Annotated in this window: 19 protein-coding genes; 10 read left to right on the forward strand and 9 right to left on the reverse strand. The window is 70.5% G+C overall.

What is annotated here, in order from left to right; genetic code table 11:
* Positions 1-146: 146 nt before the first annotated feature.
* The 3 genes from H7F38_RS06165 (at position 147) to H7F38_RS06175 (ending at position 3,628) form a co-directional block, all read left to right on the forward strand.
* The gene (locus H7F38_RS06165; RefSeq protein WP_187093310.1) at positions 147-1,532 is read left to right on the forward strand and encodes an aminopeptidase P family protein; all 1,386 of its coding nucleotides are present in this window, start codon (positions 147-149) and stop codon (positions 1,530-1,532) included.
* A 63-nt stretch (positions 1,533-1,595) separates the two neighbouring features.
* The gene (locus H7F38_RS06170; RefSeq protein ID WP_222618488.1) at positions 1,596-2,768 is read left to right on the forward strand and encodes an acyl-CoA dehydrogenase family protein; all 1,173 of its coding nucleotides are present in this window, start codon (positions 1,596-1,598) and stop codon (positions 2,766-2,768) included.
* Positions 2,769-2,872: 104 nt separating this feature from the next.
* The gene (locus H7F38_RS06175; protein ID WP_187093312.1) at positions 2,873-3,628 is read left to right on the forward strand and encodes an isocitrate lyase/phosphoenolpyruvate mutase family protein; all 756 of its coding nucleotides are present in this window, start codon (positions 2,873-2,875) and stop codon (positions 3,626-3,628) included.
* A 12-nt stretch (positions 3,629-3,640) separates the two neighbouring features.
* Here the strand turns inward: H7F38_RS06175 and trmB are convergent, their stop codons facing one another.
* On the reverse strand, positions 3,641-4,369 hold the full coding sequence (gene trmB, locus H7F38_RS06180) for a tRNA (guanosine(46)-N7)-methyltransferase TrmB (protein WP_187093313.1): 729 nt from the start codon (positions 4,367-4,369) through the stop codon (positions 3,641-3,643).
* 63 nt (positions 4,370-4,432) lie between these two features.
* On the opposite strand from trmB, the gene H7F38_RS06185 reads away from it, so the two are divergent.
* On the forward strand, positions 4,433-5,128 hold the full coding sequence (locus H7F38_RS06185) for a TVP38/TMEM64 family protein (RefSeq protein WP_187093314.1): 696 nt from the start codon (positions 4,433-4,435) through the stop codon (positions 5,126-5,128).
* Here the strand turns inward: H7F38_RS06185 and H7F38_RS06190 are convergent.
* The 6 genes from H7F38_RS06190 to H7F38_RS06215 form a co-directional block, all read right to left on the reverse strand.
* Positions 5,109-5,861 (reverse strand): hypothetical protein, encoded by a 753-nt coding sequence (locus tag H7F38_RS06190; RefSeq protein WP_187093315.1) that lies wholly within the window; start codon positions 5,859-5,861, stop codon positions 5,109-5,111. The two genes, H7F38_RS06185 and H7F38_RS06190, sit on opposite strands and share 20 nt — an antisense overlap.
* A gap of 4 nt (positions 5,862-5,865) precedes the next feature.
* Entirely contained in the window at positions 5,866-6,912 is a 1,047-nt protein-coding gene (locus H7F38_RS06195) for an ABC transporter ATP-binding protein (protein WP_187093316.1), read from the reverse strand.
* A 102-nt stretch (positions 6,913-7,014) separates the two neighbouring features.
* Positions 7,015-7,602, reverse strand: a complete 588-nt coding sequence (locus tag H7F38_RS06200; RefSeq protein WP_187093317.1) for a hypothetical protein — start codon at positions 7,600-7,602, stop codon at positions 7,015-7,017.
* A 157-nt stretch (positions 7,603-7,759) separates the two neighbouring features.
* On the reverse strand, positions 7,760-7,969 hold the full coding sequence (locus H7F38_RS06205; protein ID WP_187093318.1) for a hypothetical protein: 210 nt from the start codon (positions 7,967-7,969) through the stop codon (positions 7,760-7,762).
* Complete coding sequence (locus H7F38_RS06210; protein ID WP_187093319.1) at positions 7,966-8,859, reverse strand: hypothetical protein; 894 nt, start codon at positions 8,857-8,859, stop codon at positions 7,966-7,968. Before H7F38_RS06210 ends, H7F38_RS06205 begins: the two co-directional genes overlap by 4 nt.
* On the reverse strand, positions 8,856-9,185 hold the full coding sequence (locus H7F38_RS06215) for a hypothetical protein (RefSeq protein WP_187093320.1): 330 nt from the start codon (positions 9,183-9,185) through the stop codon (positions 8,856-8,858). The genes H7F38_RS06210 and H7F38_RS06215 overlap by 4 nt, the downstream gene beginning before the upstream one ends.
* A gap of 298 nt (positions 9,186-9,483) precedes the next feature.
* Between H7F38_RS06215 and H7F38_RS06220 the strand changes: the two genes are divergently transcribed.
* The gene (locus H7F38_RS06220) at positions 9,484-10,311 is read left to right on the forward strand and encodes a hypothetical protein (protein ID WP_187093321.1); all 828 of its coding nucleotides are present in this window, start codon (positions 9,484-9,486) and stop codon (positions 10,309-10,311) included.
* Here the strand turns inward: H7F38_RS06220 and eccCa are convergent.
* Entirely contained in the window at positions 10,286-14,329 is a 4,044-nt protein-coding gene (gene eccCa / locus H7F38_RS06225) for a type VII secretion protein EccCa (RefSeq protein WP_187093322.1), read from the reverse strand. The genes H7F38_RS06220 and eccCa overlap by 26 nt on opposite strands.
* A 346-nt stretch (positions 14,330-14,675) precedes the next feature.
* Here eccCa and eccD point away from each other — a divergent pair, with 346 nt between their 5' ends.
* The 5 genes from eccD (at position 14,676) to grpE (ending at position 20,591) form a co-directional block, all read left to right on the forward strand.
* On the forward strand, positions 14,676-16,121 hold the full coding sequence (eccD, locus tag H7F38_RS06230; protein ID WP_187093323.1) for a type VII secretion integral membrane protein EccD: 1,446 nt from the start codon (positions 14,676-14,678) through the stop codon (positions 16,119-16,121).
* A 109-nt stretch (positions 16,122-16,230) separates the two neighbouring features.
* Entirely contained in the window at positions 16,231-18,351 is a 2,121-nt protein-coding gene (locus H7F38_RS25495) for an Hsp70 family protein (protein ID WP_222618489.1), read from the forward strand.
* 97 nt (positions 18,352-18,448) lie between these two features.
* On the forward strand, positions 18,449-20,098 hold the full coding sequence (locus H7F38_RS06240; protein ID WP_187093324.1) for a dynamin family protein: 1,650 nt from the start codon (positions 18,449-18,451) through the stop codon (positions 20,096-20,098).
* Positions 20,095-20,292, forward strand: a complete 198-nt coding sequence (locus H7F38_RS06245) for a hypothetical protein (RefSeq protein ID WP_187093325.1) — start codon at positions 20,095-20,097, stop codon at positions 20,290-20,292. Before H7F38_RS06240 ends, H7F38_RS06245 begins: the two co-directional genes overlap by 4 nt.
* Positions 20,289-20,591 carry a nucleotide exchange factor GrpE gene (gene grpE, locus H7F38_RS06250; protein ID WP_187093326.1) on the forward strand — a complete coding sequence of 101 codons (303 nt, stop codon included), beginning with the start codon at positions 20,289-20,291 and terminating at the stop codon, positions 20,589-20,591. Before H7F38_RS06245 ends, grpE begins: the two co-directional genes overlap by 4 nt.
* A gap of 132 nt (positions 20,592-20,723) precedes the next feature.
* Here the strand turns inward: grpE and H7F38_RS06255 are convergent, their stop codons facing one another.
* Positions 20,724-21,968 carry an ISL3 family transposase gene (locus H7F38_RS06255; protein WP_187093327.1) on the reverse strand — a complete coding sequence of 415 codons (1,245 nt, stop codon included), beginning with the start codon at positions 21,966-21,968 and terminating at the stop codon, positions 20,724-20,726.
* Positions 21,969-21,994: the final 26 nt, after the last annotated feature.

The raw sequence follows: 21,994 nt of genomic DNA on the forward strand, positions 1-21,994 counted from the left end.
TCAGGAGATGGCCGAGGACGGAATCGCTGGACCTGTTGCAGCGCAACGCCCCGGCTCCGGAGCGGTCCCCCGGGGCCTGCCGCGGGAGCAGGAATGGCTCCCGGCGGTGCGAAGATGGGACGACGCCAGACGGGAGGAACCACGAGATGACCGAACCGACAGCAGCGCCGCGGAAGTCCACCCTGCCGACGACCGCGGAGTTCGCCGAGTACATGGGTTCCGGATGGGCCGAGCCCTCCGGCGAGATACCCGCCGCGGCGCCGGTTGCGGCGTACGCCGCGGTCCGGCGCCAGGCCCTCTCGGCGTCGTTCCCCGGCCGCCGCCTGTTCATCCCGGCCGGTGAGGAGGCGATCCGCTCCAATGACGTCGAGTACGAGTTCCGGGCTCATTCGGCGTTCGTCCACCTGACGGGCTGGGGGTTCGGTGCGGTGCCGGGTTCGGTCCTGGTCCTGACGCCCCGGGAGGGCGGCCACGCGGCCACCCTCCATCTGCCGCCGCCGGCCGGGCCGGGCTCCCCTGCGATGTTCACCGACCACGGTCGGGGCGAGTTCTGGATCGGGCCGCAGCCCGCGCTCGCGGAGCTGGCAGCCCAGTTCCTCATCGACACCGCCGATCTCGGCGATCTGTCGGCACCAGGGGAGGGCGATCTCCAGGTCGGCGCGAGCGCCGAGCTGGACCGGGCCCTGTCCGAACTCCGGCTGGTCAAGGACGACTTCGAGATCGCCGAACTGCAGAAGGCCGTCGACGCCACGTCCGCCGGCTTCGACGACGTCGTCCGCGCCCTCCCCGATGCGCAGAAGCACCCGCGGGGTGAGCGGGTCATCGAAGGTGCGTTCGGCAACCGGGCCAGGGTCGAGGGCAACGGCGTCGGCTACGGGTCGGTGGTCGCCTCCGGCGGGCACGCCTGCGTCCTGCACTGGTGGCGCAACGACGGTCCCGTCGAACCCGGCGACCTCCTGCTGGTGGACGCCGGTATGGAGATGGACAGCTGCTACACCGCCGACATCACCCGCACCCTGCCGGTTTCCGGGATCTTCTCGCAGGTGCAACGGCAGATCTACCAGGCCGTCCTGGATGCCGCGGATGCTGCGGTGGCGATCGTCCGGCCCGGTATCCGATTCCACGAGATCCACCAGGCCGCGATGGAGGTCATCGCCGCCCGCCTGGAGGATTGGGGTCTGCTGCCGGTGCCCGCCGCGCAGGCGCTCGAGCCGGACCAGCAACAGCACCGCCGGTACATGGTGCACGGGACGAGCCATCACCTCGGGCTGGACGTGCACGACTGCGCGCAGGCGCGTCATGAGCACTATGCCGACGGGGTCCTGGTGCCGGGCATGGTCTTCACCATCGAACCAGGGCTGTACTTCCGCGACGACGATCTGACCGTGCCGCCCGAGTACCGCGGCATCGGCGTCCGGATCGAGGACGACATCCTGGTCACGCAGGACGGCTGCCGGAACCTGTCCGGCGCCATTCCGCGGACGGCCGACGACGTCGAATCCTGGGTCGGCAGCATGGCTGAACTGCGATGACGCCGCCGGGACGCCGCCATGATTACCGTGGTGGGCATGACTGTTGCAGACGATATCCTCCAGATGCCTCTCCTCCCGGGTGATCTGTTCGGCTACGAATCGATGCTGACCCCCGCCGAGTGGGAGCTGATCACGGCGACCCGCAGTTTTCTCGCCGAGCACGTCGCGCCGATCGCCGAGGAATGCTGGGCCAAGGCCGAGTTCCCCTTCCAGATCATCGAGCCGATGTCGAAGGTGGGCATCGTCGGGCTGCCGTACGGGTTGGACGGAAAACCGCCGGTCGGGCAGCTGCTGACCGGGTGGCTCGGTCTGGAGATCTCTCGCATCGACCCGTCGATCGCCACCTTCTACGGTGTGCACAACGGTCTGGCGATGGGCAGCATCTTCCAGTGCGGGTCCCAGGAGCAGAAGGACCGGTGGCTACCGGCGATGCAGCGGATGGAACTGATCGGAGCATTCGGGCTGACCGAGCCGGACGGCGGCTCCGACGTGTCCGGTGGCATGCGCACCACCGCACGCCGCGACGGCGACCACTGGGTGCTCAACGGTGCGAAGCGCTGGATCGGAAATGCGACGTTCTCGGATCTGACGATCATCTGGGCCAGGGACGAGGCCGACGACCAGGTCAAGGGGTTCGTCGTGGAGAAGGGCACCCCGGGTTTCGTCGCGACCAAGATCGAGCGGAAGCTGTCGCTGCGGACCGTGCAGAATGCCGACATCCTGCTGTCCGACTGCCGGGTGAGCGAGGACAACCGGCTGGCGGAGGCCAACTCCTTCCGTGACACCAGCAGGGTGTTGCGCACCACCCGCGGTGGCGTCACCTGGTCGGCGGTCGGTTGCCAGATCGGTGCCTACGAGGCGGCGGTGGCCTACGCCAAGGAACGCATCCAGTTCGGCAAGCCGATCGGGCACTTCCAGCTGATCCAGGACCTGCTGGCGCGAATGCTCGGCAACATCACCGCGTCGCTCGGGATGGCGGTCAGGGTGGCCCAGCTCCAGCAGGAGGGTATCTTCCGCGACGAGCAGGCGGCGCTGGCCAAGTGGTACTCCACCACCCGGCTGCGCGAGACCGCCGCCTGGGCACGAGAGTTGATGGGCGGCAACGGGATTCTGCTGGACCGTGACGCCGTCCGGTTCTTCGCCGACGCGGAGGCGCTGTATTCCTACGAAGGCACGGCCCAGATGAACGCGCTGATCGTCGGCCGGTCGATCACCGGCAAGAGCGCCTTCGTCTGATCTGCCGGGGGATCACCCTTTTCCCCGGTGACCCCTCGAGGGGCTCAACATCATTCGGCTCCCCGAGGATTCACCGTCAAACACGAGCCAGGAGAAAACCTCCGATGTCCGAGTCGTTGTCGTCCAGGGCCACCACGTTCCTCGGTCTGCATCAACCGGGCCGCCCGGTCGTGCTGCCCACCATCTGGGATGCGTGGTCGGCCAGGCTGGCGGAGAGCGCCGGGTTCTCGGGTCTGACGGTAGGGAGCCACCCGGCGGCCAACTCGATCGGCAAACCGGACAACGAGGGCCTGACCTTCGACGAACTGCTGACCAGGGTCGCCCAGATCACCGCAGCCGTCGACCTCCCGGTCTCGGTCGACATCGAGTCCGGCTACGGCGCCACGCCGCAGCGTCTGGTCGAGGGGCTGATCTCCGTCGGGGCGGTCGGTTTCAACATCGAGGACACCGTGCACAGCGAGGGCGGCCGGCTGCGCGACGCCCAGGAGCACGCGGACCTGGTCGGCGCACTGCGCGCCGCTTCCGACGCCGCCGGGGTGCACCTGGTGATCAATGCCCGCACCGACCTGTTCGTCAAGCAGATCGGTGACGCTTCCGACCGCGTCGAGCGGGCGGTCGCCCGGCTGAAGCTGTGCGCAGACGCCGGAGCGGACGTGCTGTACCCCGTGGGTGGCCACGATGCGGCGACCTGGGCCGGGCTGGCCGCGGCCCTTCCGCTGCCGGTCAACGCCATCGCGTTCCCCGAGAAGGAGAGCCTCGCGGACTACGCGCCGTCGGGTGTCGGCCGGATCAGCTTCGGCCCGCGTCTGCAGAACGTGCTCGGCGATGCGGCCACCGAGATGCTGAAGGTCTGGAAGTAGTCGCGACGTTCCCTAGCGGCGGGTGAACTCCACGTCGAAGATCTCCCGCCCCGCCGCCAGGCCGCGCCGCTCGAAACGCGTACGCGGGCGGAACTCGGGTCGGGCGGCCCAGCCGGGGTGGGCATTGCGGAGGCCCTTGGTCGTGGTGCACACCGCGAGCATCTGCTCTGCGTAGGGCGCCCAGTCGGTGGCCAGGCGGAACGTTCCGCCGCGGCGGAGTCTGGAGGCCACCAGTTCGGCGAACGCAGGCGTCACCAGGCGGCGCTTGAGATGCTTCGTCTTCGGCCAGGGATCGGGGAAGAAGAGCCACGCCTCGTCGAGGCTGCCCGGTGCGATGAGGTCCGTCAGGATCTGGACCCCGTCGCCCCGCATCACCCGGACGTTCGTGGTCCCGGTGCGGGCCAGGTGGTGAAACGTCTGGGCCACACCGGGTTTGTACACCTCGACGGCCATCAGATTCACTTCGGGCCGCGCCAGCCCCATGGCGGCGGTCGACTCGCCCATGCCGGAGCCGATCTCGATCACCAGAGGGGCCGGGCGTCCGAAGACCTGGTCCGCGTCGAATGGATTCGCTGCGCCGAACGACTCAGGATCGAGGTACCAGTCGTCTGCATGTTCGGTCCAGGCCCGTCGCTGGACGTCGTTCAGCCGGCCGCCGCGGGGGTGGAAGCTGACGACTCGTCGAAAGTGCGCGGGCAGACCGTCATTCGGCGTGGCGGTTCGGATCCGCGAGTCCTGCATGTCCGCGAGGGTAGGGCGCTCGCCGGTCGAAACGCCAATCAGCGGCTCTGGGAAGATGGACCGATGCCGCCCGGAACGAGTGCGACCTCGGTACCGACGATCAGCAGACGGTTGATCTGGCAGGCGGTCGGTCTGTTGCTGCTGGTCGGAGCGATGGTGGTCCTCGCCCTGACCGTCGGACTGCCCGACGTCGCGGCTCTGCGGGCCGACCTGGCGCAGAGGGGATGGTGGGCCGGTGTGGTGTTCGCCGGGATCTACGCCGCTGCCACCCTGTCGCCCCTGCCGAAGACGGTGCTGACCCTTGCCTCGGGTGCACTGTTCGGCGTGCCCGTCGGGCTGGCGGTGGTCCTGGTCGGGGCGAACGTCGGTGCCGTCGTGGGGTTCTGGATCGGCCGGGCGCTGGGCCGGGAAACGGTGCGCCGGCTGGTCGGAACGAGGGTCGATCGTTTCGACGACCTGCTGGGCCGCCGCGGATTCCTGGCCATCCTGACGGCCCGGCTGATCCCGGTCGTCCCGTTCACCGCCGTGAACTACCTGGCCGGGCTGACCGTGGTGCGCCTGCGTGACTTCGTCGCCGGAACGGCACTGGGCATGATCCCGGCCACGACCGCGTACGTGACGGTCGGCGCCTACGGCGCCACACCGGGATCGTGGCCGTTCCTGGCCGCCGTCGCGGCGCTGGTCCTGCTGACGTTGGTCGGCGGGGTGGTGACCCATCGGCGGCGCCGGGCCCGACTGGTCAGGCGTCCCGCCTGTTGAGCACGAAGGCGGCGATCAGCCAGAGGACGACGGCGGTGGCCAGGAAGACCAGTAGCCCCTGGATCGGGCTCGGCCCGGAGGTCTTCACCACGTCCCGGATGCCGGCGACGTCGAAGGTCGGGGTGACGAACTCGTTGCCGGCCGTGAACGGCAACCACGGAGCGACCTTCGGCCCGACCGTCGGGATCAGCGTGAACAGCGATTCCACCAGCAGCGGCCAGAGCAGCAGCAGGGTGATGGCACCCGCGGACTGACGGAGCAGGGTGCCGACCGATACCGCGATGACGGCGGCGATGGCGAACAGCGCCGCGTAGCCCGCGACCTCCCGCCAGGCCTCGCCCTGCAGGACGAACGGCAGTGGCGGCTCCTTGGCCAGTGCCTTGGCCAGGAAGAAGGCCGCCATCGCGCAGACGAATCCGACGACCGCGCCGACGGCGGCCAGCAGCAGCGTCTTGGCGAGCAGGACGTTGGTCCGCTTCGGCACGGCCAGGAACGTGCTGCGCAGCGTCGAGAAGCGGTACTCCGTGGTGACGGCGAGGGTCGCCATCACCATGAAGATGTCGAGCCCGAGCCCGACGCCGCGCAGTGCGAAGTACGGAATGGCCTGGCGCCCGCGGTCACCCAGACCGATGGCCAACGCGATGAGCAGCGACGCCGCGACGCTGGCTGCGACGCACCAGTAGGGCGACTTGGTCGAGAACAGTTTGATGCGTTCGACGGTGATCAGGCTCATCGGGTCACTTCCCTTCGGCGTACGGGTTCGGCGCGGATCCGCCGGGCATCGGCTGCCGTGCAGGTGGCACCGGCAACGGCGGGGGTGGTGATGGATGGGGTGACGGCGGTGGCGCGCCGGCCGGCAGCATCGGGTCCCGGCCGACGGTGAATCCGTGTCCGCCGTACTCCACCGAATCACCGGTGAGCTGCATGAACGCTTCCTCCAACGAGCCCTGCACCCCGGCCAGCTCGTGCAGGGTGATGCCGGCGGCAGCGGCGATGTCACCCACCTGCTCGATCGGCGCGTTGTGCACCGTGAGTGCCGGCCCATCGGTGGTGATTCGGATGTTGTTGCGCACCAGCAGGTCTGTGAGCTGGGGGAGTTGCGGCGAGCGCACCCGGACGGTGGCTTCGGTGGACTGCTGGATGAAGTCGGCGGTACTCGCGTCGGCGATCAGGCGGCCACGGCCGATGACGATGAGATGCTGTGCCGTCACCGCCATCTCGGACAGCAGGTGGGATGACACGAAGACGGTGCGACCGGCCGCGGCCAGACTCTGCATGAACTGCCGAATCCAGAGGATGCCCTCCGGATCCAGTCCGTTGACCGGCTCGTCGAAGAGCAGTACCTCCGGGTCGCCGAGGATCGCCCCGGCCAGGCCGAGGCGCTGTTTCATCCCGAGCGAGAACTTGCCGACCGACTTGGTGGCCACCGAAGTCAGGCCGACGGTCTCCAGGACCTCGTCGACCCGCTTCCTCGAGAGGCCGTTGGACGCCGCCATCCACCGAAGATGCGAGCGCGCGGAGCGGTTGGGGTGCACCCAGTTCGCGTCCAGCAACGCCCCGACCTGGGTCAGGGGCTTGACCAGGGACGCGTACCGCTTTCCGGCGATCAGCGCCTGGCCGGCGGTCGGGTTGTCCAACCCCAGGATCATCCGCATGGTGGTGGACTTGCCGGCGCCGTTGGGTCCGAGGAAGCCGGTCACCATGCCGGGCCGGACGACGAAGGACAGTTGGTCGACGGCCTTGGTCTGGCCGAAGGTCTTGGACAGTGCCGAAACTTCGATCATGTCGTCATCCTGCAGCAGTCGGGCCGCTGCCGGGACAAAGTGGAGGTTTCTGGCGGCGCCGCCATGCCCGGTTGCTGCCGGGTTGACGATCGCCGTCCGAATTCAGTCGGACGCGGGCGTTCTCCGGCCGAGGCGTCGCAGGCCGTCATGAGCCGTCACCGCGACGCGTGCGGTGTCGGGCAGGACCTGCTTCGCCAGTGGGGGTGCCGGATCAGTTGCCAGGGCCGGGGCTGGTCCGGTTGTCGTTGCCGGGGCCGTTGTGGGACCGCCGGTCGCGGCCGTGGTGATGGTGATGGCACGACCGGCGACCGGGAAGGCCGAGACGGCCAGCACCAGACAGGCGATCGCGGCGGGTACCTCCACGCCGGCGGCCATGGCGATCGACATGACCTTGGCATGACCCGGTGCAGACGTGGTGACGTCCACCCAGGCGTCGATGGCCAGCAGGGCGGAGGTGAACGCGGCCGGGAGGGCCCGACGCGGGCTGCGCCGCCACTGCAGGATGCCCGTCAGGATCAGACCGATCGCCTCGGCGACGTCGACCCCGGTCCACATCAGCGACCAGTTGCGGGCGCGCGCGGTGTTCGGCAGCCTGAACGAGAGGTAGAGCAGCCAGGGCACCAGCAGCAACCCGCATCCGATCAGCACGGGTCCGAAGATCCGATGACGGTCCTTGAACCATGTGTGCACGAATTCGAGAGTAGGTCGCAATTCCGATGAGGGGGTGGCCGGAGGCTGTGTGCCTCCTGTGGGTGGCCGTGCCTGCGTCGACCATGTGCCGGTGCCGGTGCCGGTGCCCGTGGTCACGAGTCGCGTAGTGCTCGGGCGGCCGGTGCGGGCCGGCCTGTCACTGATGGCCGATCATCGCTCCGACCCGGCCACCGACGGCCACCGCCACCACGATGACGACGGCCACGACGAGCGAGGCCAGCAGCGTGTTCATGGGCTTGCGCATGTCGCGCGGACCTCGGTCCCGGGCGTGGAGCAGCAGGGCGAGGGCGATGAGCGACCTCGTGGCATGGGCCTGCAGGATGACCTTCGGTCGGGTCTGGCTCATCGCCGGCGGCCCTTGGCGGGATCGTCCCCGGCGGGACCGGCTCCGGCGGGACCGGCCCCGGGACCGGCTCCGGGACCGGTTCCGGGACCGGGATCTGGTGCGGAAGCCTCCGGAGGCTCGATGCGGCGCAGCACCATGGTTCCGAAACCGCGCTCGAACCCCGGTCCGCCCGGGGTGGCTGGCGTGGTGAATTCACCCTCCACCGCCTCGGGCCCGTCGTCGGCAAGCTGGCCGGTCCCGGTTCCGGCCGCGAGCGTGTCGGCGTCATCGGTCTCGGTGGTCCGGATGCTCTGGGCCGCAGCACGAATCAGCGACTCGAGCGGATCGGTCAGCTCCGGGTAGGCGCTCGCGGTGGAAAGGATGACGGTCCAGCTGGTGCCCGGGATCGGGACGAACACCTGGATGCTGGTCAGCGCGGCGATCTCGGCCGTCCCGGGCACCACCATCGTCATCCGGTCGCGGTGCATGACCGCCGGTCCTACCCCGGTGATGATCTCGCTGGTGACGCCCGTGCGCGGCAGGATGTCGTGCACCCGGCCGAGCGAGGCGACCCGGCCGTCGCTGGCGAAGGCCAGGTGGAGTCCGAAGCTGGCCGCACCGCCCGCGGCGCGGCGTCCGACGGTGATCAGGCTCAACGCCGCGCCCGCCCGCTGGCAGTCGGCGACCAGGCCTTCCAGCAGCGCGACGATCTCCCGGCGCTCCCTGGCCGGCACACGTGAACCGCGAAAGGTCGTGTCGATCAGATCGTCGGCCGACCGTCGCCAGGTGCCCGGGTTCGAGTCCAGGCGGGACCAGGTGGCGGGGACGCGCATCCACACCGGGAAAGGTGGGAAGGGGACCTCCGGATTGAGCTCGATCCGGTCACCGGCCAGCTCGCCGATCTGCGTCACTGCGACGGCCCGCCGCCTGACGGTCCGGCCCCGCTGCCGCCCGGGTTCATCGCAGTCGCGAGACCGGAGTCGGTCTGGGCGGCGAGGGCGCCGATCTGGGTGCTCTTCTCGCCGAAGCCGCCGATGTTCTCGCCCAGTTTCTTCACGCTGGCCTCCCACTCGCTGCGGAAGTGGCCGAGCGCCCCGTTGATCCGGTCCTGGTCGGCGGTGAGCCCGAGGATCTCGAACGCGTTCTTCGACTTCGACCCGATCTGATCCGAGATGTTGGCCAGGTTGCTGCCGACCGACTGCAGAGCCTCGTACGGATACTGCGCATATTCCGACATTTCCCACCACTCCCCGTTGTCGTGCTGTCGAACGAACCTCGTGCCGAGCCCTGATCGGACGACCGGCACCGCGAGGTGGTTCCCTCGCCATCGTGCCAGTTGTGGCCGTCACCGTCGGCAGTTGTCCACATCGTTCGACAGCTGGAACCGTCGGTAGGTGGAACTGGTCGTCGGATGGAACCGTTCGACAGGTGGAACCGACCGGTCGGTGGAACTACCGTGCACGAGCGGGCGTCGGAGTGTTCCGGCGCCGGGACCGCCCCGCCCGCAGCATCCCCACGAAGTGACGAGGAGAGCGATGAGTGTGCAGATCAGGCAACTGCTCGCCTCGGCGAGCCCCGCTCTCGCGATGGGTGTCGGGTCTTTCCGACGCGCCGGTGCGCTGGTACCGGCCGGCGCCAGGGGTCGGACCGTCGCACTGATCGGTCGACAGCCCGGCTCCGGGACCAGCACCGTCGCGGCCGTGATGGCACTGGCGGCAGCCGGCTACACCGGCAACCGAGTGGTCGTCATCGAGACCAACACCCCCGGCCCCGGTGCCGGCCGCGGGGTCACCCAGCTGCTGGGCGGAACCGGCGACGGGCGCCTGCCCGCTCTGCTCGCCGTGCCGGACGGCGAGGCGGTGGCCCGGCGCCGGATCCGGGCGGCGGCCACTCCGGGCGCGGCCGTCCCGGTGCTCGCACTGCCGCCGGAGGCCGGCGGCTTTGCCCCACAGGTGCTCGAGCGGACCCTGGCCCGGCTGCGTCATCGGGCCGACCTGACGATCGTCGACACCCCTAGTGACCGGGGCGAACCGGTCTTCCACGCCGTTCTGCACCTGGTCGACCACGTCCTGCTGGTGCTGCCCGCCGACGCCGAGGCGCCGGAGCGTCTGGCCGCCATGCGTCGCTGGCTCGCCGCAACCCCGGGGCGGCCCCGTCAGCACGACCTGTCCGTGGTGCTGGTCGCCCGCAAGTCGCTCGTCCCGTCGTGGCGGCCGCAGGATCTCCGGTGGGTGCTGCTCCGACGGGACCGTGCCCTGCGTGACGGGCGGCCCGGCCGGATGTCCAGGGCGTCGCTCACCGGCGCCCTGGATCTGCTGACGACCGTCTCCGACCCGGTCAGTCGATCGAATCCTCCGGCCTGAAGGCCAGCTGTACCAACGTCGGCTTGCGGCCGCGTCGTACCAGGGTGCCGCGGCCGGGCGGCTGGACCGACAGGTGCACGCCCGGGTAGAGCGCCCCCTCCTGACGGTCGCCGGAGAGCAGCAGTCCGGTGGCGCCGACCTCGCGGAGCCGCTGCGGCACCGGCTCGTAGAGCGCGCGGGACACCCCGCCGGAACGCCGCGCCACGATCATGTGGAATCCGACGTCCCTGGCCTGCGGGAGGAACTCGACGAACGGGGCCAACGGACCCGAGCCGCCGGGGGAGAGCAGGTCGTAGTCGTCGACGACGACGAAGATCTCCGGGCCGCGCCACCAGGAGCGGGCGCGGAGAGCGGCCGCGGTCACGTCCTCCGGTGGCAGCCGCCCCTTGAGCTCGCCGGCCACCCCGGCCGCCATCCCGGCCGCCGTCGCGGTGGTCCCGGCGTAGGCGCCGAGGTAGTCCTCGGGGACCACGTCCAGCAGGGTTCGACGGATGTCGAACACTGCGAACACCACCTCGTTGTCGGTGTACCGGCCCACCAGATCCCGCACGATCATCTTCAGCAGCGACGTCTTGCCGGACTCTGCGTCACCGATCACCAGCAGGTGCGCGTCGGCACCGCGCCAGTCGAGTTCGACGGGTTTGAGATCGGTCTCGTCGACGCCGATCACGATGCCGCTCCTGGTCCCGGCGGCCCGCAGCAGCCGGCCGTGATCCACCAGGGTCGGCAGCATCCGGATCTCCGGGACCGGGTCACCGGGCCAGGCCGAGGCGATCGAGGCGATCAGCGATTCCAGGGTCGACCCACCGCCCAGATGCGGCAGGCAGACCTGGGCCTGCAGCCCACCCTCGACCAGAGCCCGACCGGGATTGTCCGACCGCAGGTTGACGGCCTGCTTGCGGCCGACCACCGAATCACCCGGATCGTTGAGCCGGAACTCGATCTTGGTCCCGATCGCCGCCTGCAGTTGCATGCGGATGTCCGACCAGCGACCGGCCGTCAGGATCAGGTGGACGCCGTAGCCGGGACCGCGGGTGCCCAGATCCTGGACCAGGTCGGCCAGGTCCTCGAAATCGCTGCGCAGCACCGGGAAGTTGTCGATCACCAGGAAGATGTCGGCGACCTGCAGTTCGGTGAGACGCCCCTGCCGGAATCGATCGCGCATGGCCTCGACCGAGTCGATGCCCAACCGGCCGAACAGCTCCTCGCGCTCGGCCATCGCGGTGGCCACCTCGGCCACCGTGCGGCGCACCCGGTCACCGTCGAGCCTGGTGGCCACGCCGGCGACATGGGGCAGGCCGTCCAGGATCCTGAGCGCGCCGCCCCCGAGGTCGAGGCAGTAGAACGCGACCTCGCCCGGTTGGTGGGACAGGGCGGTGGACACGACCAGGGTGCGCAGGAGAGTGGACTTCCCGGTCTGCGGGGCCCCGAGGATCGCCAGGTGACCGCCGGAGGCACCGAGGTCGAGCGACAACGGTTCCTGCTTCTGCTCGGCCGGCCTGTCCAGCAGTCCGACGAGTGCCACGAGAGGGCCGGCCGACTGCGGGGTCGTGGTTGCGTTCCCGGATCGGGCGTCGAAGCGCAGCCCGAGTACGGGATCGGTGACGAGCTCGCCGAGCACGGCTCCGAGGGTGAGCTCGTGGGGCAGCGGCGGCAGCCAGATCTGGGTGACCTGACGCCCGGCCGCGGCCAACTGCGCGACGGCCACGTCGAGCACGGTCGGGGCGAGTGCATCGACCTCGACCGCCGGAGCGGGCCGATCCGGCTCGATCGCGGCGAGGTAGGCCGCGGTGTCGTTGAAGAACGGGAAGGGAGCCGGTACCGGCGCGGCGTCCGCGACGGTCTCGCCCGTCACCGGCGGAACGTAGGCCCCGGAGACGTAGCCGGCCTTGAACCGTTGGAACAGCGTGGTGTCGACCTTCAGGAAGCCCGACCCGGGAATGGGCGGGAGCTCGTAGGCGTCGCCGACGCCCAGCACGGCGCGCGACTCGCCGACGTTGAAGGTGCGCAACCCCAGGCGGTAGGACAGGAAGGATTCGAGCCCACGCAGCCGCCCCTCCTCCAGTCGCTGGCTGGCGAGCAGCAGATGGACGCCGATCGAACGTCCGATCCGGCCGATGGCCAGGAACAGCTCGATGAAATCGGGCTTGGCGGTGAGCAGCTCACCGAACTCGTCGATCACCACGAAGAGGTTGGGCAGCGGCGGATCGCACAGCGGGTCGCCGCTGTCCCGGCGACGGTTGTACTCGGTGACGTTCGGCAGGTTCCCGGCGTCGGCGAGCAACTGCTGGCGTCGTTTCATCTCCCCGAACAGGGCGTCGTGCAGTCGATCCACCAGGCCGGTGTCGTCGGACAGGTTCGAGATCATCGCTGCGCAGTGCGGCGCGCGCTCCAACCCCGCAAAGGTCGCGCCGCCCTTGTAGTCGACCAGCACCAGTGAGAGGCGCTCCGGCGGGTGCAGCATCGCCATCGTCAGCACCACCGTGCGCAGCACCTCGGACTTGCCGGATCCGGTGGCGCCGACGCAGAGGCCGTGCGGACCTATCCCGCCCAGTGCGGGCTCCTTCAGATCGAGGTACACCCGTTCGCCCGCCGGTCCGAGGCCGAACGGGACCCGCAGGAAATCGACCATCGCGCGGGGCGCCCAGGTCTGCGACACGTCGAAGTGTCCAGGGTCCCGGACGCCGACCAGGTCGCCGAGGTCCAGCACCGCTTCCAGCGGGGCGGCCGAGGACGTCTCCTCGACCAGCCGGACCGCCGTCAGCTCCCGGACCAGAGCCTTGACGGTGGAGGCCGAGATGGCGTCCGGTTCCCCCGAACGCGCCCCGGCGGCTCTGGTCCGTGCTTCGGCCCGGTCGTCGTCATCGCGCGGCGGCCGGAGATCCTGCACCTGCACAGCGCCCTCGTGGCAGGTCAGCCGGACGTCCACCCGCTCCGGTTCCTGCTGGACGGATTCGGCGAGCGTGATCACGTGGATGCCGAGGTCGGCCGGCCCTAGCTCGGGCGGGAGACCGGCGAACAGATCGAGCCGGGGGTCGCCGAGGTCGATGACCACGACGAGCGCCGGCCCGAATCTGGACGGATCGGCGCGGCCGAACCGGCCGGCTCTGATCGCCTCGCCGGTGCGCCGGGAGATCTCCGGACCGAGCAGCTGGGCGAGCGCCTCGGGGTGTTCGGTGGCCAGCCGCTTCGGCGCGGCACCGTCGAACTCGTCCGCAGAGAGCGAGTGCGGCAACCACTTGAGCCAGCCGAGCCAGCCGGCCGACCGCCGGGGCACGCAGCTGTAGATGCGCAGCTCACCAGGGCCGTGCCAGGCCGCCAGCTGGGCGAGCGCCGCCGTCAGCACCTGCCGGGCCGCGCCGGACGGGCCGACCACCGAGACCCGTCCGCTGACCGGCAGCCCGATCGGCATGCCTTTCACGATCCGGTCCCGCTCGACGATCCGCAGGACGGCGGCCGCGACCACGACGTCCGGTTCGGCCAGTGGATCGCGGTCCAGCGGCGCGACCACCCGCTGCCACAGGGGGCCGGCGCCGGTGCCGATCCTCGCGACCAGGAAGTCGGGATCGCCCGGCCGGCGCTCCCAGAGACGCAACGGATCACGCACGAGTTCGGGGAGCATTGCCGGATCGGGATGGTGGTGCAGTGCGAGGGCGCGCTGCGCCCGCACCGATTCGGCCAGGTCGCCGCGTACCCGGTCGAGATAGTCGAGATAGCGTCGCCGCAGGTCGTTGGCCCTTTTGCCGGCACCTGTGCGCTGCGCGACGAACATCACGATCGCGCCGATGACGGTCGCGGCCAGCATGATGCCGCCGGCGATCAGCATCACCGGATTGCGGTTGGCCACGATCATGATCAGGGACCCGGCCCCGCCCATGATCGGCATCATGATCTGCATGACGCCCTGCAGCCCGGCCGCCGCATCTGGCAGCGTAGGCGGCGAGAGCAGTTCGACCGGCCGCAGGTCGATCGGTTCCGTCCGGCTGCGGGCCGGTCGGTGGATCAGTCGTTGTGACACCCCCGCACCCCCCCCGGCCGACGAGCGATCACGCGTTCGCATGATGACGTCGCCTAGAGTACGGCGGGTCACCGACAGCCGTCCGGGTTCGGCGTGATCAGGCGTCCGGGGCGGGGAAGCCGACGCCAGGACGCCGGTCCACCGCTGCAACGGTCCGGGGCGGCCGCACCGGTCCCGGGGCAAGCCCCAGCGGAGCGGGGCAGCGGAACCGATCCGGTCGCAACGGAGTCAGCTCTCCGCCGGCCCTTCGTGACCGCACGCCGGAGCACGACGACCGCAGCGCCGGAGCACGACGACCGCAGGGCATCACCGACATCGCACCGTTCGGGTCAGGCAGGGGAGGCGCATGGGTACCCGGTTCACCAGGGTCACCGTCGTCGGCGACGGACGGCAGATCGACATCTCCCTCCCGGCCGACACGCCACTGGCCGAGCAGATGCCAACGGTGTTGAGGCTGTTGTCCGTGCCGATCACGGCGGTGCCGGTCCGCTGGCGGCTCGCCGCCCCCGAGTTCGGACCGATCGACCCCTCCAGGTCCCTCGACGAGGTCGGCGTCCTGGACGGCAGTCAGCTGTACCTGACCGAGGCGGCCGCCGCTCCGCCCCCGCCGTTCGTGGACGACGTCGAGACGACCGTCGCGGAGATGGTCCAGGACAGCGCCGCGAACTGGAGCGGCGAGCCCCGGCGGAGTGCGGTGGCCCGACTGCTCGCCGTCATGCTGACCGCGACGGTCGTCTTCGGCCTCTACGCCCCGTCCCCGATCGGCTGGGTCGCGCCCGCCGTGGTCGTCGTCGCGGCCCTGGCCGTCGGCCGTGTCATCACCGGCCGCGGTGGCTGGTTCGCCGCCTGTGCCGCCGTGCCGGCCGCTGCCACTCTGCTGCTGGGCTTCGTGGCCGTCCGGCCCTCGGCGTTCGGCCTGCGCGGACACGGCGCGGGTGTCCCCGGGGCGGCCGGCGGGGTCGTCGACGTGCCTCTGCGGCCGATCGACGAACTCTCGGAAGCACTGCGCTGGAACGGTTTCCCGCTCGCCCTGATCGCGGCAGCCGCGATCGGGCTGGTCCTGGCCGGCCTCGTCCGGCGAACACCGGGTGTGGTCCTGGCCGGCGCGGCGACTGCGGCCGCTGCCGTCGCTGCGATCTTCTGCCTGCGGCTCGGGCTGCCACCGGACCGGACCGCCGGCCTCGGCCTGCTGGTCGGTGTCTCGCTGGCCGGTCTGGCCGGCCAGGCGGCTCTGGGCGGTGCCGGTCTGGTCGACCTGATGGTCGCGGACGAGCGCGGTGAACCGGTCCCGCGCGAGGCGGTCGCCACCGCGGTCCGGCGGGGGCTCGGGACGGCCGGTGGCATGCTCTGGGCCGCAGTCGGGATCGGCGCGGTCGCCTGCTCCATACTCATCCTGCGCACCCCGGTCGTCGGCACCGCGGCGACCTGGACGGCGCCGGCTCTCGGGACCCTTGGCGGCCTGATCTTCGCGCTGCGGAGTCGCATGTTCACCCGCACCCGGCACGTCGGTCCGATGCTGCTGGTGGCCGTGGTCGTCATGGTGGCGCTGGCCCTGCGCGCGCCGTCGTGGCTCTCGGCCGACCCGGCAGGATCAGCGGTGATCACCCTGTCGGTGCTGGTCGTCGCAGGTGCGCTGACCGGCGTCGCGGGACTGCGGACCCTCCGGGAAGTGGCCGGCGCACGGTGGCAACGCAACCTGGAACGACTGGAACTGGTCGCCATGCTGGCCCTGGTGCCCGGACTCGTGCTGCTGTTCAGGGTGATCCAGACGGTCCAGCGGTGGTGGGGTTGAATCTCACGTCGATCGTTCTCGTTCGGATCAGGCGCGCGGACGCGCCGTGTGACGATGTGACCAAGGACAGCGGACATCAGGGGGCAGCCCCGGGAACGGCAGGTGGGTGATGCGGCTGCTGGCCATCGATTTCGGGACCTCGAACACGGTGGCGGCACTGCTGGTCGACGGCCAGGCGCCGCGGACGGTCAGCTTCGACACCTCACCCCTGCTCCCGTCGGCCGTCTTCCTGGGGGCGGACGGGCAGTACATCGTCGGACGTGACGCCCAGCGGCAGGCCAGGCTCGATCCGGCCAGGTACGAGCCCAATCCCAAACGCCGGGTCGACGACGGCGAGATCCTGCTCGGTGACCGGGTGGTGCCGGTGGTGGACGTCATCGCCGCCGTGCTGCGGGTGGTCGCCACCGAGGTGCGACGTCAGCTCGGGGGGGCAGCTCCGGACGAGGTCCGCCTGACGCACCCGGCGCAGTGGGGCGCCATCAGGCAGAACGTGCTGGTCGCCGCAGCAAGGGCGGCCGGTCTGGGGACCAACCTGCTGCTGATCCCGGAACCGGTGGCAGCAGCGGCCCAGTTCACCCGGCTGCCGGGTCGCGCCCTGCCGCCCGGCGGCACCGTCGCCGTCTACGACCTCGGCGGGGGCACCTTCGACATCGCGATCGTGGGCCGGACGCAGGGCGGCGCCCCGTCCTCCGCCGGTCCGGCGTCGCGGGCCGGTCCGGCCCAGGCGGAGTTCCACGTGCTGGCCGAGGCCGGTCTGCCCGATCTCGGCGGCCTGGATTTCGACCAGGCCATCCTGGACCAGGTCGGCAGGAGCACCTCCTCGACGGATCCCGGACGGTGGCAGCAGATCCTCCGGCCGGTGGACTCGGCGTCCCGGCGTGCGGCCAGGGCGCTCGCCGACGACGTCAGGGCGGCCAAGGAAGCCCTGTCCCGCTACCCGCAGACGGATGTCTCGCTACCCGATCCGTTCGTCGACGCGCACCTGACGAGGACCGAGTTCGAAGGTCTGATCCGGCCCAACCTGCTGCGGTCCATCGAGGTGCTCTCGACGGTGCTGAAGACCGCGGGCCTTGCCCCGGAGCGGCTCGGGGGGATCTTCCTGGTGGGTGGGTCCTCCCGGATCCCGCTGGTGGCCGGCCTGATCCAGGACCGCCTGCACGTGACGCCGGTCGCGCTGGACCAGCCGGAGACCGCGGTCGCCCTCGGAGCCCTGCTGGTCCCGGTGAATCGTGCGAGCAACCGGACTGTGGGGCTCGCGGACCGGTCGTCGCCGTTCGCCGGCCGGCCGGCCGGTTCGCCGACCGGGCCGCATGCCCCACCTCTGCCGTCGGGGGCGGCCCCCTCACCGCCGGGGGGGAACGCTGCGTCCACCGGCCCGACGCACTCCGTCCGATCCGGATCGGCGGGTTCGCCGGTCTCTCCGGACGTGATCCCCCCGTCAGCCGATCGTGGAGGGCGGCGGCGCCTGCTGCTGGCCGGCGCCCTGGTCGTGCTGGTCCTCGCGGGTGCGGTCCTGCTGATCGTCCGGCCGTTCGGCTCCACCCAGGCCTCCGGGCCGGCCGCCGGCCCGGCTGCCGGCCACCCGACCTCTGCAACGGCGGCCGGCCCGACCGCTGCCTCAGCCGCCGGGCCGACGCCGGCAACGGCCGCGTCCGTGGGACCGGCGACGGCTGCCACCTCGACCGGCAGCGTGGTCGCCGCGACCGGTCTGGGGCCCGGCAAAGCGTTCACCGCGGGTGAGGTCGCGTTCATGAGCAACAACGTGGACCGCCTGACGCAGTGCTCGGAGTACACCTCCACGTTCAACGGCGCGCCGGAGATCGCCGCCTCGGCGGGGTTCAAGGTCAGTCGGGCGGTGCGATGCGCCGTGGCCACCGCGGACGAGGGCAATCTCTACGGATCCGTGCTGGTCTACGTGATGACGGTGAAGACCCCGGCCGCCGCCGACCGATACCTGAGCGATATGTACAAGGCCAAGGTCGCGGACCGGTTCGGTGGCTACAAGCAGGACAGCGACGTCAAGTTCACCAACGGCGCGGGTGGCCGGGTGATCACCGCGAGCGACCTGCCGACCTTCGGGCAGAATCCCAGCGACCCCACGCAGGGCGCCTCGGTGCTGGCCTGGACGTCGACGGGCCGGCCGTACGTGGGCATCGTGGTCTCGCTGCCCCTCGCCTCCCAGTCCGCTCTCAACAGCTACTGGGTGGCGAACTACAAGCCACGCAACTGATCGCCCGGGTAGGCACGGGCGCACACGAGCACAGCCGGGCGGTCTGCTCATCGGCTGGAGCAGGTCGCGGTCAGGAACTCCGCGGGAAGGAACACCGATGCAGGGTCCGTTGTCCAAGGCGGTCGGCGGTATGTGCACCGCCCTCCTGCCGCAGGTCTCGCCGCGGACGGCGGCCGGCGTCGGCGAGGTGCTGAGGCGACTGGACACGCCGTTGCAGCTGGCGGTGGCCGGGCGGATCAAGTCGGGAAAGTCGACCCTGGTCAACGCCTTGATCGGGCGGCGGGTCGCACCGACCGACGTCGGTGAGTGCACCCGCCTGGTGACCCGGTTCCAGTACGGGACGGTGGATCGCATCGAGGTGGTGTTCCGGGACGGCCGGCGGTCGACGCTGCCGTTCGCTCCGGACGGCGGGATCCCGGCCGATCTCGGGATCGACCTGGTCGGCGTCTCGCACCTCGAGGCCTACCTGACCAGCGCGCTGCTGGCCGACATCACCGTCATCGACACCCCCGGTCTCGGATCGTTGGATTCGGCCTCGGTCTCCCGGACGGAGGCGTTGCTGGGTGCGTCGCGACTGCCGGCCGATGTCGACGGGTCGGCCGCTCAGGACCCGTCGTCCCTCGATGCGACCTCCCGGTTCGCGGTCGCCGGAGCCGAGGCGGTCGTCTACGTGTTCACCCAGTCGGTCCGGGCCGACGACGCGCTGGTGCTGGCCGCCTTCACCGCCGCCACCGCGTCCCGTGACGCCGGCCCGGTCAACGCGCTCGCGGTGCTGAACAAAGCCGACACCGTGGTCGCCGATTCGGTGCAGGGCGCCGGCGGCAGCATCCGGGAGGCAGCCCGCATCCTGGCCCGCAGCCAGGCCGACCTCCTCCGGCCGCGGGTGGCGGACGTGTTGCCCGTCATCGGGTTGCTCGCCGAGACAGCGGAGACCGGCGCGTTCACCGCCGCTGACGCCGAGGCCCTGCGCCTGTTGACCGGTGTCGATCCCGCCCTGTTCGGCGCCATGACGATGGCCGGTGACCTGTTCACCGAGATGGATGCACCCCTCGACCGCCGCACCAGGGTGCGGCTGCTGCAACTGCTGGACCTCTACGGCATCAGCGAGGCGGTCCGAATCCTGCGGGCCGAGCCGGCGATCTCGGCGGGTGAACTGCGCCGCCGGCTGCTGGAGGAATCCGGATTCACCGAGCTGCGCCGGAGGCTGGGTGAGGTGTTCCGCTCCCGGGCCGACGGGATCAAGGCCTCGGCGGCACTGGCCGCGATGGCGGCTCTGGCCGCGTCCTCCGGTGATTGGGCCGAACGCCAGCGCGTGCACGATGCGATCGAGCTGCTGCTCCAGCGGCCGGAGGCTCACCAGCTCCGGTTGCTGGAGGCATTGACCCTGGTCAGTACCGGTACGGTCCCGATGCCGAACGATCTGACGGCCGAGATCCTCCGGGTCGGCGGATCGGTGCGCCCCGCCGACCAGCTCGGCCTGCCGGGGGTCCCCGTCGAGCAACTGCAGGCGACCGCGCTGGAACGGGCGGGCTGGTGGCGTTCGTTCGCCTCGTTCGGCGCCACGCCGGCGCAGAGCCGGGTGGCGCACGTCGTGCACCGGGCCTACTTCCTGATGTGGCAGGAGCTCAGGGGTGATCCACCGTCTCGACCGGTCGGGGCCCTGGCCGTCGGCACCGCACCACTGCCGCAATTCCGTCAGCCCGATCCGCCGTTCGGGCAGGGCCGGCCCGGGGAGGGACCGAGATGAGTGCCCGACCGGACGCCGGGCCGACCGACGGCCGGGCCGGCGCCTACGTCGGCGACGCGTACTCGGGCGACGGGGTCTCCGGGGACGGGATCTCCGGCGAGGCCGGGGTCTCCGGGGCCGGGGTCTCCGGCGAGGCCGGGATCTCCGGTGAGGCCGGGATCTCCGACATCAAGACCAGGACACCGAACTCATGATGGATTCCGATCCGTCGGTGGAACGACGGCTGTTGCTCGACCTGCTGATCTACGCCTGGGATCGCGCGCGCAGCGCCGGCGTGTGGGAGCGCCTCTCGGTCGGGCTCGCCGGTGTCGGGGTCGAGGTCGTCCGACCCGACGGAGAGGTATTCGATCCGATCGCACACGAGGCCGGGGGCGTCGAACCCACGTCGGACCCATTGCTGCACAACACCGTCGCCGAAACCGAATCGGTGGGTTTCCTCGATCGTGGGCGAGTCATCCGGGAACCGGTGGTCGTCGTCTACCGCTTGATCTGAGGACTTTCGTTGCGGGCAGGCAGTTCTCGGCTTGTGCGGCCACATCTGCGCCCTTCGACCGTCATCGGTGGTCGGCCGCCATTGCGGCCATTCGGCCTAACTTTGGGGTCTCCTGACGTTTTCGTGGGTGGTTTAGCGGCCTGGTAGCGGCGGGCATAACCCGCCGCGGGTGAGCATTGCCATGGCTATCAACGCTTCTGGGCTGTGAAAGCCGTACGACCTGCGGGTCAAGGCCCGTAGGTGGGTGTTGGTGGCCTCGGATTGGGCGTTGCTCATGTGGTGGATCAGGGTGTTCCAAATCAGCTGCTGGAACCGCTTCAACGTTGCGGCCAGGGCGATGAACCCGGGCAGTTGGGAGCGGCGGGCCCAGGCGATCCAGCCGGCCAGCAGTTCACGGCCGGCCTGGCCCTTGACCTGGAACACCGCGCGCAGTTGCTCCTTCAGCAGATACGCCCGATACAGATGCCGGTTGGTCTGGGCGATCGAGGTGACCGACCCGCGTTGCTCCGGGGACAGGTCCGCCGGGTTTTTCAGCAATGCCCAGCGGCTGCCCTTCACCGACGACGCCTGCGCAGAGCTACTGTTACCCCGCAGCGTGTTCCACGTCTGACGACGGACCTTGTCCAACTCCCGGGTGGCCCACCCCACGATATGAAACGGATCCAATCCCAGCACCGCCTGCGGCGCGCGGGCCGTCACGGTGTCGTGGATCCACTGCGCCCCGTCGGCCGAGACGTGCGTCAACGCCGCCGCCCGTTCTGGGCCGAGTTGGTCGAAGAACCGACCCAGGGTGTCGCTGTTGCGGCCCGGTGCGGCCCACACCAATCTGCCGGAGTCTTGATCGACCACGCACGTCAGATACCGCTGGCCTTTGCGGTGGGAGATTTCATCGATGCCGATCCGCTGCAGCCCCGCGAGCACGTCCCGGCCGGCCAAACCGTCGGCGACGACGTGCTCGATGATTGCGCTCACGTGCCGCCACGACGTCCGCATCAACTGCGCCACCACCGACGAAGCGGTGTGCGCCGCCAACCACGCGCACTGGTCTTCAAACGCTCGGGTTGCCCGCGCGCCGGGTCGGGCCCACGGCACCGCCGCGACGACCACCCCGTGCGTCCGGCAGTTCACCCGCGGAGCCGCAGCCTGCAGGAATACCATCGTCGACCCCCAGTCCAGCGACCGCCACCGCCGGGTTCCGCCGCCCTGGTCATAGCCCGGCCGTCTACGCCGGCATCGACTGCACCTGCTCCGGGCGCCCTTCGTCGCACGCACCGAAACGACCAGCACCTGCCGGTCGTCGGCCTCCTCCCACGCCACATCGCACACCTGCAGTTGCTCGACACCGAGCAGCTTTCGCCATATCGTTACACCGCGCACACCGTGCTCCTGGATAGTGACTGACC

It is taken from the genome of Nakamurella sp. PAMC28650, assembly GCF_014303395.1.
Classification (GTDB): domain Bacteria; phylum Actinomycetota; class Actinomycetes; order Mycobacteriales; family Nakamurellaceae; genus Nakamurella.